General features: G+C 61.4%; 9 protein-coding genes. 3 read left to right on the plus strand and 6 right to left on the minus strand.

Annotated features, from left to right (window positions below; translation table 11 throughout):
* Nucleotides 1-150: 150 nt before the first annotated feature.
* On the minus strand, nucleotides 151-951 hold the full coding sequence (locus N8H74_RS10315; RefSeq protein ID WP_217833718.1) for a LuxR C-terminal-related transcriptional regulator: 801 nt from the start codon (nucleotides 949-951) through the stop codon (nucleotides 151-153).
* A gap of 124 nt (nucleotides 952-1,075) precedes the next feature.
* Here N8H74_RS10315 and N8H74_RS10320 point away from each other — a divergent pair, with 124 nt between their 5' ends.
* Together N8H74_RS10320 and N8H74_RS10325 are read left to right on the plus strand one after the other, a co-directional pair.
* On the plus strand, nucleotides 1,076-1,897 hold the full coding sequence (locus N8H74_RS10320) for a carbon-nitrogen hydrolase family protein (protein ID WP_217833719.1): 822 nt from the start codon (nucleotides 1,076-1,078) through the stop codon (nucleotides 1,895-1,897).
* A 281-nt stretch (nucleotides 1,898-2,178) separates the two neighbouring features.
* The gene (locus tag N8H74_RS10325; RefSeq protein ID WP_262147360.1) at nucleotides 2,179-3,504 is read left to right on the plus strand and encodes an APC family permease; all 1,326 of its coding nucleotides are present in this window, start codon (nucleotides 2,179-2,181) and stop codon (nucleotides 3,502-3,504) included.
* A gap of 7 nt (nucleotides 3,505-3,511) precedes the next feature.
* On the opposite strand, the gene N8H74_RS10330 is transcribed toward N8H74_RS10325, so the two are convergent.
* The 5 genes from N8H74_RS10330 to N8H74_RS10350 are packed head-to-tail and all read right to left on the minus strand — an operon-like array spanning nucleotide 3,512 to nucleotide 11,856.
* On the minus strand, nucleotides 3,512-4,915 hold the full coding sequence (locus tag N8H74_RS10330) for an ATP-binding protein (protein WP_262147362.1): 1,404 nt from the start codon (nucleotides 4,913-4,915) through the stop codon (nucleotides 3,512-3,514).
* Entirely contained in the window at nucleotides 4,912-6,726 is a 1,815-nt protein-coding gene (locus N8H74_RS10335; RefSeq protein ID WP_217833722.1) for a DAHL domain-containing protein, read from the minus strand. Before N8H74_RS10335 ends, N8H74_RS10330 begins: the two co-directional genes overlap by 4 nt.
* Entirely contained in the window at nucleotides 6,723-7,676 is a 954-nt protein-coding gene (locus N8H74_RS10340; RefSeq protein WP_262147364.1) for a cytochrome c peroxidase, read from the minus strand. Before N8H74_RS10340 ends, N8H74_RS10335 begins: the two co-directional genes overlap by 4 nt.
* 50 nt (nucleotides 7,677-7,726) lie before the next feature.
* Nucleotides 7,727-9,598, minus strand: a complete 1,872-nt coding sequence (locus tag N8H74_RS10345) for a GGDEF and EAL domain-containing protein (RefSeq protein WP_262147366.1) — start codon at nucleotides 9,596-9,598, stop codon at nucleotides 7,727-7,729.
* Nucleotides 9,595-11,856 (minus strand): EAL domain-containing protein, encoded by a 2,262-nt coding sequence (locus N8H74_RS10350; protein WP_262147368.1) that lies wholly within the window; start codon nucleotides 11,854-11,856, stop codon nucleotides 9,595-9,597. The genes N8H74_RS10345 and N8H74_RS10350 overlap by 4 nt, the downstream gene beginning before the upstream one ends.
* 259 nt (nucleotides 11,857-12,115) lie before the next feature.
* On the opposite strand from N8H74_RS10350, the gene N8H74_RS10355 reads away from it, so the two are divergent.
* Nucleotides 12,116-13,474, plus strand: coding sequence for an HD domain-containing phosphohydrolase (locus N8H74_RS10355; protein ID WP_217833726.1), 1,359 nt, complete (start codon nucleotides 12,116-12,118; stop codon nucleotides 13,472-13,474).
* The last annotated feature ends 64 nt before the right edge of the window (nucleotides 13,475-13,538 follow it).

Raw genomic sequence — 13,538 nt, forward strand, 5'->3', positions numbered from 1 at the left:
TCCCTGGTTCGGACTCGGATTTTCTGCGCCGCAGATCCCTGTGTGGGTGTGGGTTTGCTCGCGAAAGCGCCAGTCCGGCCAACAGCATGTCGGATGTGACGGCCCCTTCGCGGGCAAGCCCGCTCCCACGGGAAAGCGGTCCAGCGTTGCTCAGGCGTTCTGCGCCTGGAGAAAGATCGAAAACAGCTCCGACTGGGATTTGATCCCCAGCTTGCTGTACATGTGTTTCTTATGGACTTTCACGGTTTCTACGGAGATTTCCAGCTTACGGGCGATTTCTTTACTGGAGCAACCGCTGAGCATCAAACGCCCGACATCCAGTTCCCGGGCGGTCAATTGCGCGCCCTTGAGCTGTTGCACCGATTCTTCCAGTTGCGCCCGCCAGTCGTTGTGTACCGGTGGCGGGGCGAGGGCGACGACTTCGTTGATTTCGTAGGGCAGGCGCTGGCGCAGCAAACCCAGCACCCACGGCTGGATCAGCGACAGCAGGGCAATCTGTTCGGCACTGAAACGCTGTTTGCTGCCCAGCGACAGGCACAACGTACGGTCGCCTTCGAGCTGGCAATTGAACTGGATTTCGTCGGCCACCACATTCAGACGAAAGTATCGCTGGTAATACTCGGTCAGCTCGAAGTGCTCCGGCGCCACTTCCGACAGTCGATACAACCCGGTGCGCGATTGCTCGCGGCAGGCGATGTAGAAGGGGTCGAGCAGGTACAGACCGCGCAGGTAGTCCTGGAACAACTGGTCGGGGCTGCCGTCCTCGCCGGGGCATTCGGCGAACACTTGCGGGTGCCGGTCGGCGCTGAACAGCAGGGCCACCCAGCTATCGAACGTGACGTATTGGTCGAGCAGACGCACCAGTTGCGCCCAGAAGTTAGGCTTGTCGAGGGCATCGATCAACTGCCCGACGGCCCGGTGCCAGGTGATGTCGTCAAACGAAAGTGTCATGGATCTACCCCTATCGGGTTACCCCGGCCGCGTGATTCCCTGGCCGGTCGCTGCTGCGCATACTGGCTCACAGACAGCCACCGGGCAATCTTTCAGCGTCCGGCGCTCATAACAAGGAATACCCATGAAAGTCGAACTCGCCCAACTGGCGGGCCGTGACAATGGCACGGTCTATAACCTGGAACGCGCCCTGGCGGCGATTGCTGCCTGCAGCGCTGACACGCAATTGGTCGTGTTCCCCGAAACTCACCTGATGGGCTTCCCAACGGCCGAGACCGTGGCTGAGGTTGCCGAGCCGCTGGACGGCCCGACCGTCAGCGCAGTGCAGGCCGCCGCCCGCGAACGCAACATCGCCGTGGTGATCGGCATGGCCGAAAACGACAACGGCCGCTTCTACAACACCACGCTGCTGATCACTCCCGAAGGCATCGCCCTGAAATACCGCAAGACCCACCTCTGGGCTTCGGATCGCGGTGTGTTCGAGGCGGGCGACCGTTATGCCACATGCCTGTGGAACGGCGTGCGGGTCGGCCTGCTGATCTGCTACGACATCGAATTTCCGGAAACCGCCCGCGCCCTCGCGCAATTGGGCGCCGAACTGTTGATCGTGACCAACGGCAACATGGACCCCTACGGCCCGACCCACCGCACCGCGATCATGGCCCGCGCCCAGGAAAACCAGGCGTATGCGCTGATGGTCAATCGCGTGGAAGCCGGCGATGACGGCCTGATGTTTGCGGGTGGCAGTGCGCTGGTGGATCCGCTGGGCACGCTGCTGTTCGAGGCCGGGCGGGAAGAGGGGCGGTTCAGTGTCGAGCTGGATTTCGGCCAGCTGGAGATCGCGCGCAAGGATTACCGCTATCTGGATGATCAGCGGTTGAAGTTGCCTGGGGAAATTGTGGAGCGGGACGGTGGTGTCCGGGAGCTGTTGATTCCCCACCGTTGAACGCAGCCCTCACCCTGACCCTCTCCCGGAGGGAGAGGAACTGACCGAGTTGTTCTTGCAAGCTGCATCGACCGGAAACATCAGGTCGAACTCAGGGCTTGAAATGTACAAGGATCGGCTCCCTTTCCCCCTCTCCCCCATGGGGGAGAGGGCTGGGGTGAGGGGGAATGGATTTCACGTCGGACACTTGAGTCCGGCAACACCAGAACAACAACGCAACACCCGAAATATTGCCGAACTCGGCTCTGCCATAAATCCAATAAAATTCGGAGTAGACGCTCATGGCTGGTTTGCAACGCACTCTCTCGCTAGGGTCGGTGGTGCTGTTCGGCATCGCCTATATGACGCCGATCATCGTCCTCGGCACCTTCGGTATCCTCGCCCAATCCACTGCCGGCATGGTGCCCGCCGCGTATCTGGCGGCGCTGGTCGCGATGTTTTTCACCGCCCTGAGCTACGGGCACATGGCCGCCGCGTTCCCCGTGGCCGGGTCGGCCTACAGCTACGTGCGCAAGGCCATCAGCCCGAAACTCGGCTTCATCGCCGGTTGGGCGGTGTTGCTCGATTATCTGTTCCTGCCGATGGCGATCTGGCTGATCGGCGCGGCGTATCTGGCGTCGGCATTCCCTGCCGTGCCGCAATGGATCTGGGTGCTGGCGTTCATCGGCATCACCAGCGCGATCAATATTGTCGGCCTGAAACTGGCGAACGGCATCAACGCCTTGCTGATGCTGGTGCAATTCCTCGTGCTGGTTGCCTTCGTGGCGCTGTGCGTCCACTACGTCGGGGGTGACGCCAGTCAGCCGCTGTGGTCGATCAAACCGTTCTTCAATGGCGACATGCAGATGCCGCTGATCATGAGCGGCGCGGCGATCGCCTGTTACTCGTTCCTCGGATTCGATGCGGTCAGCACCCTTACCGAAGAAACCCGTGATCCGCGTCGCACCATCCCTCGGGCGATCATGCTGATCACCCTGATCGGCGGGCTGATTTTCGTCGTCGTGGCGTACTTCGTGCAGACTGCCCACCCGTCGTTCCAGTTCGACAGCGTCGACTCGGCGGCCTATGAAATCGCCCGCAACATCGGCGGCGACCTGTTCGTCTCGATCTTCCTGATCGGTCTGATCGTCGGCCAGTTCGCCTCGGGTCTGTCCGCCCAGGCCAGCGGTTCGCGGCTGCTGTTCGCCATGGGCCGTGACGGCGTGTTGCCGAAATCGTTCTTCGGCACCCTGCACGCGCGTTTCGGCACGCCGATCAACAGTATCCTGCTGTGCGCGGTCGTCGCGTTGCTGGCGCTGAAACTCGACGTGACCACCTCGACCTCGTTCATCAACTTCGGTGCGTTCCTGGCATTCAGCCTGGTCAACCTGTCGGTGATCTTCCACTACTGGATCGGTGGCGACAAAAGAGGCCCGCGCGAACTGATGCTGTTCCTGATCTTCCCGTTCATCGGTCTGGTGGCGGATCTGTGGCTGATGGTCAGCCTCGATCACCTGGCGGTGTACCTGGGCCTGAGCTGGCTGGCGATCGGTGTGGTCTACCTCGCGGTATTGACCGGCGGCTTCCGTCGTCAGCCGCCGGAGATGGACTTCCAGGAAGCGGCGTAAGCGAGCCTCAGGCGGCCGGTCGGGTCTGGCGCAGCGGCAGTTCCACCCGGAACGTTGTGCCGACCCCGAGTTCGCTGTTGACGGTGATTTCCCCGCCGTGTTTTTTCACGATGCCGTAGGACAGGGACAGGCCCAGCCCTGTCCCCTGGCCGACCGGTTTGGTGGTGAAGAACGGGTCGAAGATTTTCTGCAGGGTTTGCGGCGCAATGCCCGAGCCATTGTCGGCGACTTCGATCCACGCGGTTTCACCCTGTTGCCCGGTGCGCAGGGTGATGGTGCCGCGCTCGGAACCCATGGCCTGCGCCGCATTGACCACCAGGTTCATGACCACCTGGTTGATTTGCGACGGCAGGCATTCGACTTCCGGCAACGCCTGATAATCCTTGATCACATCGGCCTTGTATTTGAGTTCGCTGGCGACGATGTTCAGAGTCGAATCGATGCCCTGCTGCAAGTCGGCCCACTGCCATTCCAGCTGGCTGTCGACCCGGGAGAAATCCTTCAGGTCCTTGACGATCTGTCCGACCCGGCCGATGCCGTCCTTGGATTCCCTGATCAGCGACGGAATGTCATCGAGCAGAAAATCCAGTTCGTTTTTCTCGCGTAATTGCTGTAACTGCGCGGCGGACTCAGCCCCCAGCGTCTGACTCGCCACCTGATAGGCATCGAGTATCTCCAGCAACTGCTGGAAGTAGCTGTCCAGCGCCCCGAGGTTGGAGGCGACGAAGCCGATCGGATTGTTGATTTCATGGGCGACGCCGGCCGCCAGTTGCCCCAGCGACGCGAGTTTTTCCGATTGCACCAACTGGCCTTCGAGCTGTTTGCGCTCGTCGATTTCCCGCTGCAATGCTTCGCTGGCCTGCTTGAACTGCGTGGTGCGCTGATCCACCTGATGTTCCAGCTCATGCATTTGCATCGAGGCGCGTTCGGTCATGTCCCATTTGGTCAGCAGGGTATTGGCCATCTGCTGGACTTCGATGTTGTCGAAAGGCTTTTTCAGGATCAGCAAGCGGTCGTGGGCGTGCAGGCGCTCCAGCAGTTCATCCCAGGAATAATCGGAATAGGCGGTGCAGACCACCACCTGCAATTTGGGATCTTTCTGCCACAAGTGCTCGATGGTTTTTGCCCCGTCCCAGCCGTCGGGCATGCGCATGTCGACGAACGCCAGGGCGAACGGCCGTTGTGCGTCCATGGCCGCGATCAGCCTGGCCAATCCTTCCTCGCCGCCATAGGCCGATTCCATCTCGAACTTCTGTTGCACGGGTTTGGCGGTTTCGCCGAACAGCGCGGCTTCCATTGCATCCAGCTCGACCGATTGGGCCTGGGCCGGGGCGAGAATCTTGCGAAAGTCATCGTGAATCGACGGCATGTCGTCGATCACCAGAACCCGGCGGTTGGATGGTTCGCTCATGCGTCCTCCGTTACCTTGATCAGCGGAATTTGCAGGGTAAACAACGCGCCCAGGCCCGGCCCGTCACTGTGGGCGGTGAGGTGGCCGTTCATCTCGATGGCCGCCAGGGCACAGCTGTGCAGGCCAAAACCGTGGCCTTCCTTGCGGGTGGTGAAGCCGTGGGCAAAGATCCGCGTCATGTTTTCCGGGGCGATCCCCTCGCCATCGTCCTTCACGCTGATTTCCAGGAAGTTGTCATCGACAACCCTGGCGCCGAGGGTGATGGTGCGCGGTCGATTGTTGAGGTCGGACATCGCGTATTTGGCGTTGCTGATCAGGTTGATCAGGATCAGCAGCAAGCGGTGCTTGTCGCCCATCACCTGGGGCACGTCGCCGTATTCCTTGACCACCGTGACGTGGTGCCGGGTCAGCGCGCCGGCGTTCATGCGCAGGGCGTCTTCGAGCATCTGGCTGATGTACAACGGTTCGGCCAGGCTGTTGGCCCCGGCGTAGGATTGCTGGGTGGCGACGATGTCCTTGATGTGATCGACGCTTTTGTTCATCTGGTTCAGTTCGTCGACCATTTCCTGCTGTTCTGCGGCGATGGCGCCGACCAGTTGATTGAGGTAACCGGGCAGCAGCTTGCCCTTGTCGTCCTGGGTCAGGAAATGGCCGAGGTCATCCGGGTGCTCGTTAATCATCTGCATGGCCTTGCCCAGGCCCTGGGTTTTGCTGGCGCGCAATTTGCGCGCGATCAGGTCGGAGGAAATGTTCACGCTGTTGAGTACGTTGCCGACGTTGTGCAGCACGTTGGTCGCGATCTCGGCCATCCCGGCCTGACGAGCGGAGTCGAGCAGTTCGCTCTGGGCATTCTTGAGTTCCTGGGTACGTTCCTCGACCCGCTGTTCCAGCACCTCATTGGCGGTTTGCAACGCGCTGTTGATCCGGTTGATCTCGGCGAAACTGCGGATCAGGCTGATGGCCAGCCAGAGCAGCGACAGCATCAGCAGGACGGAAAACACCAGCAGGTAAAAGTGGTACTGGCGATTGACCTTCTCGGCTTGCTGCTGATCCAGGTCGAGCAGGTTGGTGATGTTGTCCAATCGTTCGGCCGAGGGGATCGCTTCGATCTGTTCGAGCAATTCGTTGACGATCGGCTGCTCGCGCAGGATCAGGCCGATGTGATTGCTGACGATCTTGATCGGGGTTTGAAAGTCAGCCGGCAGACGCTGCGCGTTGACCGCCAGTTTGCTCAGCCCGACTTCGATGTCGGCGGCCTTGTCGGCCGAGGTGACCTGAGCGAACTCCAGGGCACTGAGCAATAGGTCATAGGTGTCGGTGGCGATGTTCTGCATCTGCAGTTTGTCGAGGTCGGACAGACTCGCCAGTTGCACCTGAATGTCGTCTTCGGCGGTCGGCAGGAAGGCCAGGGAGTTGCGCAGCAACGCGTTGTGCGATTTGAAGCGTTCCACCAGCCGGGTCTTTTCCTCCATCGCCTTAAGGAAGCCTCCGTGGGCGTCCTCCCATTTACCGGGATCGTTGCGCCCGTGGTCTGCCTCCATGCTGTCGAAGCGCTGCCACAATCGGTTCATCTCGTTCATCGGCGAGACGAGTGGATCGTAGTTGTGGGAAATCGCCACCCGCGCCTTGAGGATTTCGTTTTCCCACAAGGAGTCCTGCTGCTTGATCTGGCGAATCAGGTCCCGGGATTCGGTATAGGTCGTGGTCTGTTCGGAGTTCGACTTGAGGTACAGAAAGACCAGAATCGAGGCCAGCACCACGGCAATCAGGCCCACCAGCAACAGGCTGGCGCGGCGCGAAACATTCATCATGGCGTGTCCTCCCAGTGACCGCTCAGGGTCTTGAGAAACTGGATGATCAGGGCTTTGTCTTCGTCGCTGGGCATGCGCCCCAATTGATACTTGAACATCACGTCCACGGCGCGCTCCAGCGTCGGCGCCGAACCGTCGTGGAAGTACGGCGCGGTCAGGGCCACGTTGCGCAGACTCGGCACCTTGAACACGGCACGATCGGCTTCGTCGCCGGTGACGTTGAAGCGGCCCTGGTCGGCCTCGGTCGGGTTGCCGCGATCAGCGATGTAGTCGCCGAAGACCCCGAATTTCTGAAACATGTTGCCGCCGATGTTGACCCCTTGATGACAGGCGATGCAGCCGTAGTCCTTGAAGCGCTGGTAACCGTACTTTTCATCGAGGGTCAGGATCTCCGTGTTGCCTTTGAGGTACTGATCGAATCGCGAATCGGGCGTCGCCAGTGTGCGTTCGTAGCTGGCCAGGGCGTTCTGGATATTGGCTTTGGTCACGGCGTCCGGATAGGCGGCGCCGAAGCCCTGGCGATACCCCGGATCGTCGCTCAGCCGTTGCACCACGGTGTCCCAGCTACTGCCCATTTCGTGGGGGCTGGTGATGACTTTGTCACTTTGCTCTTCAAGGGTTTCGACGCGGCCGTCCCAGAACTGACGAAAATTGAGGCGGGCGTTGAACACGCTCGGGGTGTTGACCGGCAGCGGTTGCCCATCGAAACCCTGGGAGAAGGCGCGAGTGTCGGCGCCGCCCTTGTCCAGTTGATGGCAACTGGCGCAGGACAGCGTGTTGTTGGTCGATAACCGTGGATCATTGAACAACTGGCGCCCCAGTTTCACCCGCGCCGGATCCTCCTTCGGCACGTCGGGCAGGGGTTTGAGAGGTTCGTCCAGCGGCGCGGCAGCGGCGCCTGCCGCCAATCCGCAGAGCAGCAATGTCAGGGCGTAACGGGTAGCTTTCATCGGCAATCGCCTCCCTGGCTCCAGGCCGGGTTATTGTTTTTGCGGGTTCTTCAGAGCGTCCACGGCCCCGGCGGTCCCGCGCTCAGCAACTGGGCGAAGGCGTCCGGCGGCAGGGCTTTGCTGAAGTAGTAGCCCTGGCCTTCCTCACAGTGCCGGGCCTTGAGAAACGCCAGTTGCTGAGCAGTTTCGATCCCTTCGGCGATGACTTTCAGGTTCAGGCTGCGGCCCAGGCTGATGATCGCGACGACCAGGGCGGCGTCGTTGCTGTCGGTACTCAGGCCGCGAATGAACGACTGGTCGATTTTCAACACGTCGATGGGGAAACGGCGCAGGTAACTCAGGCTGGAATAACCGGTGCCGAAGTCGTCGATCGCCAGCCGGATGCCCAGCGCTCTCAGGCGGTTCAGCGCGGTCATGGTGGTTTCGACGTTTTGCATCAGCACGCCTTCGGTGATTTCCAGCTCCAGCAGGCGCGGATCGAGGCCGGTCTGTTCGAGGATTTTTTCGATATCCTCGACGAAATGGCGCTGGCGAAAGTCGATGGGCGAGGTGTTGACCGACATCAGGATCGGCGGCAACCCGGCGGCTTGCCAGGCGCGGGTCTGGCGACAGGCTTCGGCCAGCACCCATTTGCTCAGCGGTACGATCAGGCCGCTGTCTTCGGCCACCGGGATGAAATCCGACGGGTAGACCCAGCCATGTCCCGGTTTCTGCCAGCGCACCAGCGCTTCGGCGCCGATCACCTGGCCGCTGTCCAGGGCGATTTTCGGTTGGTAGTGCAGGACGAATTCGTTGCGTTGCAGGGCCTGGCGAATCCCGGACTCGATGCTTTGCTGTTCCCGGGCGCGCTGGTTCATCGCCTCGATAAAAAAACCGATGTTGTCCGGCCCGCTTTCCTTGACGTTGTGCATGGCGGTCTCGGCCTTTTTGATCAGGTCGATCGCTTCCAGCCCGTCGTCCGGGTAAAGGCTGATGCCCAGGCTGGCGGTGACGCTGAGGTCATGCCCGGCAATCGTCTGCGCGGTACGCACGGCCGCGAGGAGTTTTTCCGCGATGCCGCGCGTCTGTTGCGGATGATTGATGTCGCTGAGGATCACCACGAATTCATCCGAGCCATAGCGAAACACCGAGTCCGACTCGCGCACGCTCGCCTGCAACTGCTGGCCGACCCGTTTGAGCATTTCGTCCCCGGCCGGATGCCCGAGCGCATTGTTGATGCGCTTGAAGCGGTCGAGGCCGAGAAACATCACCACCAGTTGCTTGTCATGTCGACGGCACACGGCCAGGGACTGGGTCAGACGATCGCCGAGCAGAGTGCTGTTGGGCAGCCCGGTGAGCGCGTCGTATTGCAGCAGGTGGGACACTTTCAGCAGTTCATTGACCCGCGCCTCGATGGTGCGCTCCAGGCTGAGCATTTTCAGCGCCGCGTCCTGGGCCAGTTGCCATTTCCAGGTCAGGGCATTGGCCATCTGGCGGATTTCCAGGGTGTCGAACGGCTTTTTCAGAATCAGCAACTGGTCGCCGAACTCCAGCCGCTCGGCCATCGCCTCCCAGCTGTAGTCGCTGAAGGCAGTGCACAAGGCGATTTGCAGGTTCGGGTCGGCGTTCCACAGTTGTTCGATGGTTTCCAGTCCGTCCCAGCCCGGCGGCATGCGCATGTCGGTGAACGCCAGCGCATAAGGACGACCATCGGCCACGGCGCGCTGAACCAGCTTCAGGGCTTCCTGACCCTGATAGGCCGAGTCGAGCTGGAAGGTCAGGTGCGGCGATTGGTGCGTGCCGAACAGGGTCTGTTCAAGGCTGTCCAGATCGGCGGCGCCGCTGACATCAGGCGTCAGGATCTTGCGAAAGTCATCGTGGATCGCCGGCGTATCGTCAACGATGAGAATGCGCCGGTTGGTCTGGGGGAAGGGCGTTTTCATCCCTGATCCTCCCGGGGGAGCAGGGCGGCCGCGCTCCCGTCCTTCAGCAGGCGGGCGGCTTGTTCAGGGCTGACGGCTTCGCTGAAACACAGGCCCTGCACGTTGTTCAGCGGCGCGGCGGCGAGCGCGCCGCCGCTATCCGCTGGCTGGACACCTTCGGCGCTGATGTCGATGGCCAGGTCGCGGGCGAAATTGACGATCGCCCGCAACGTGTTGGCGCCGACTTCATCCTGGGCCGCGTTGTCGATCAGGGTCTGGGCGAGTTTCAGGTGGTTGACCCGGTAGGTTTTCAGCCAGTCGAAGGACGAATACTCGGTGCCGAAGTCATCGATGGCGATGGTCACGCCCAGTTCACGCAGGCGCGGCAGTACATCGTTGTGGGTCCACTTGGTCTGGGCCAGTGTCGCTTCGGTAACATCGAAACGCAGATCCCAGGGCGCAAGCTCCCAGCGCGCGGTGGTGCGCAGCACGTCGTAGATCAGTTCGGGACCACTCTTGAGCTGCGCCAGGGAAATCTTGATCGCCATCACCGGTGGCGCCACGCCCTCGTTACGCCACTGGTGCATCTGCCAGCAGGCGTGGTCCAGCACCCAGCGCCCGAGAGGGATGATTGCCCCGGTCTTCTCCGCCGCCGGCACAAACGCCGAGGCCGGCAGCAGGCCGTGGCGGGGATGTTGCCAACTGACCTGCGCGGCCATGCCGAGAATCTTGCCGCTGTGCATGTCCACTTCCGGCGTGTAGTCGAGCTTCAGGCCGCCCTGTTCCAGGGCTGTGAGCAGTTCTTCGGCGAGGGCCATGCGCTCGGCCACTTCCTGAGTGATTTCCTCGGAGTAGAACTGATACTGATTGCGCCCCGTTTCCTTGGCGCGGTACAGCGCCATGTCGGCCTGGGCCAGCAGGCTGTCGGCGTCGAGGCTGATGGCCCGGTACAGACAGATGCCGATGCTGACGGAAATATGCAGGGAATTGCCTGCCAGCAGATAAGGCACCAGCAGCGCATCGCGGATCTTGCCGGCGATGGCGGCGGACTGGGTTGGCTCGCTGACGTCCAGTTGCAGGATCGCGAACTCGTCGCCGCCCAGACGTGCCACCACGTCGTTTTCCCGCACATTGGTTTTGATCCGCCGCGCCACTTCCTGCAACAGCAGGTCACCGACCGGATGGCCGAGGGTGTCGTTGATCCGCTTGAAGTGATCCAGATCCAGATAAAAAACCGCGAATGCCGACGCGCCCCGACGTGCGGCGGCAAAGGCCTGGTGCAGGCGTTCGATCAGTGTGGCGCGATTGGCCAGCCCGGTGAGTCCGTCCGTGCGCGCCAGCGTGGCCATTTTTTCCTCGGCCTGGCGGCGCTCGGTGATGTCGATGATGATCCCTTCGACTTCCAGCAAACGGCCGTCCTGGTCACGCACCGGGATGTAGCGGTTTTCCACCCAGCGCCAGTCGCCTGCGCCCGTGTGCAGGCGAAACTCGATGGAGGCGCCCTCGGCATCGCGATCCAGCACCCGGCCCATGGCCGTATCAACGCTGGACAGATCGTCCGGGTGAATCAGGGTCCGCGCCCAACTGTCCGACCCCACCAGGTCGGCGGCGAGGTGACCGAAGCGGGTGATGTTGTGGGAGATGTACAGCAGTGGAAACGACGGATCGCCCTTCAGGCGGTACAGGATGGTCGGGCTGTTCTGCACGATGATGTTGGCATCGGACAGCTCCCGGGTGCGTGCCTCGACGGCTTGTTCGAGCTGGCTCATCTTCAGTGCGGCGTCTTCGGTCATCTGCCATTTGACCGTGAGGGCACTGGCCATCTGCCGGATCTCGATGGCGTCGAAGGGTTTTTTCAGAATCAACAGACGATCGTTCAGCTCCAGCCGCCCGTCGATGTCTTCCCAGGAATAGTCGGAGTACGCCGTACACAGCGCCACTTGCAGTTTGGGATCGACTTGCCACAAGCGCTCGATGGTTTCCAGGCCATCCCAGCCCGGCGGCATGCGCATGTCGATGAAGGCCATTGCGTAGGGATTTTCAGCGGCGAGGGCGGCTTCGAGTTTCGCCAGGGCTTCCTGGCCCTGAAAGGCCGAATCCAGCTCGAAATGCACCGCGCGGTTGGCAGAAGGCGTGCCGAACAGCAGGCTTTCGGTTGCGTCCAGGCCATTGTCTTCGGTGGTGGCCGGGCAGAGGATTTTCTTGAAGTCGTCATGGATCGACGCGGTGTCGTCGACGATGAGCACGCGGCGATTGACTCGCACCGGTTGCGCGCTCATGGGGCAATACCTGCAAAACCAACCACTTGGGTCATCGGGAGCATCCTTATTCCCCTCATCAAATGCCTGCTCGCAGGCTGCTTTTGGCATCCAGCGTATAGAGCATAGATGCGCCGCCGACACTTCGCCTGTCGATGTGTCGTGGATGATTTGCGTGAGTGGCGCGAAAAATCATCTAGCCTTTCCTGCATATGCGCAGGCAAGCCAGGACGTAGGCCGGCGGCGTTGTTACGTCTACTGTTCAGCCTGAGGTCACGCCATGGAAGAGCAATCCACTCCGACTTCGACCCATCGACCCAAGGTGTTGCTGGTCGATGACGAGGAACCGATCCTCAACAGTCTGCGTCGCCTGCTGCGGGGGCAGCCTTACGACGTGCTGCTGGCCACCAGCGGTGCACAGGCGCTGGAGCTGCTGGAGCAACACCCGGTCGATCTGGTGATGAGTGACGCGCGCATGCCCAACATGGACGGCGCCACGTTGCTGACTCATGTCCGCCAGCGTTACCCGCAGACCACGCGGATCATGCTCACCGGTTATGCCGATCCCACGGCGATCATCAAAGCCATCAACGACGGGCAGATCGATCGCTACATCAGCAAACCGTGGAATGACGAAGAACTGCTGCTGACCTTGCGCCAGGCGCTGGAACATCAGCATCTGGAACGTGAGCGCGAACGTCTGGAACGGTTGAACCGGGCACAGAACGATCAGCTCAAGTTGCTCAACAGCACCCTGGAAAAACACGTCGCCGCCCGCACCGCCGAATTGCAGCAGACCGCCGACATGCTCGATCTGGCCTATGAGGAACTCAAGCACAGCTATGTCACCGGCACCGAAGTGTTTTCGCTGCTGGCCAACCTGCGCCTGCCGCCGGCCAAACAGACCAACCGGCAAATCATCGAACTGGTCCGCGCCTACTGCAAGGCACACAGCCTCGATGAAGCCAGCAGCCGCGACCTGACCATGGCCGCCGCGCTGTACAACATCGGCAAGTTGAGCTGGCCGGACAACATGATGGTGACCCCGGCGGATCTGCTGCGACACACCGACCGTGATCTTTATCGCGATTATCCGAAGCAGAGCGAATCGTTGTTGATGACCCTCGACCCGATGAAGGATGCGGCGCGCTTGATCCTGCACCATCAGGAACGCTGGGACGGCAGCGGTTTCCCCGACCGGCTCAAGGGCGAGGCGATTCCGCTGGGGGCGCGGCTGTTGAAACTGGCGGTGGATTTCGTCGAGCTGCAATGCGGCCTGATCCTCGAACGGCACATGAACAGCGACGAAGCGCTGCTCTACCTGCGCCAGTACGCGGGCAAGCTCTACGACCCCGATCTGATCGAGGATTTCATCAAGGTCTGCGCGACGTTCCTCAGCGATGTCACGCTGGCCGATCCGACGGTCAAGGTGCTGTCCACCCGCGAGCTGGCGGCCGGGATGATCCTGGCGCGCAACCTCAATGCCGACAACGGTATGCTGCTGCTCAATGCCGGCAAGATTCTCAGCGGGCCGCTGGTGGACAAACTGATCGCCTTCGAAGCCATGGAAGGCGGCAAGTACAAGGTGTTCGTGAAGGTCCCGGAGGAGGTCCAGGCGCTGCTGGAAGCTCAGGGCTGATGGCGGTGCAGGTGACGTCGGCGGGGCGGGCATGGGATCCTTGCGGTTTTTCTCAAGGCCCGTG

Origin of the sequence: Pseudomonas sp. B2M1-30 (assembly GCF_025447575.1) — a bacterium.
GTDB lineage: Bacteria > Pseudomonadota > Gammaproteobacteria > Pseudomonadales > Pseudomonadaceae > Aquipseudomonas > Aquipseudomonas botevensis.

Excerpts from the sequence above, each read along its gene's own strand:
- N8H74_RS10315 (WP_217833718.1), bottom strand. The coding sequence starts at position 951 with ATGACACTTTCGTTTGACGACATCACCTGGCACCGGGCCGTCGGGCAG.
- N8H74_RS10320 (WP_217833719.1), top strand. The coding sequence starts at position 1,076 with ATGAAAGTCGAACTCGCCCAACTGGCGGGCCGTGACAATGGCACGGTC.
- N8H74_RS10325 (WP_262147360.1), top strand. The coding sequence starts at position 2,179 with ATGGCTGGTTTGCAACGCACTCTCTCGCTAGGGTCGGTGGTGCTGTTC.
- N8H74_RS10330 (WP_262147362.1), bottom strand. The coding sequence starts at position 4,915 with ATGAGCGAACCATCCAACCGCCGGGTTCTGGTGATCGACGACATGCCG.
- N8H74_RS10335 (WP_217833722.1), bottom strand. The coding sequence starts at position 6,726 with ATGATGAATGTTTCGCGCCGCGCCAGCCTGTTGCTGGTGGGCCTGATT.
- N8H74_RS10340 (WP_262147364.1), bottom strand. The coding sequence starts at position 7,676 with ATGAAAGCTACCCGTTACGCCCTGACATTGCTGCTCTGCGGATTGGCG.
- N8H74_RS10345 (WP_262147366.1), bottom strand. The coding sequence starts at position 9,598 with ATGAAAACGCCCTTCCCCCAGACCAACCGGCGCATTCTCATCGTTGAC.
- N8H74_RS10350 (WP_262147368.1), bottom strand. The coding sequence starts at position 11,856 with ATGAGCGCGCAACCGGTGCGAGTCAATCGCCGCGTGCTCATCGTCGAC.
- N8H74_RS10355 (WP_217833726.1), top strand. The coding sequence starts at position 12,116 with ATGGAAGAGCAATCCACTCCGACTTCGACCCATCGACCCAAGGTGTTG.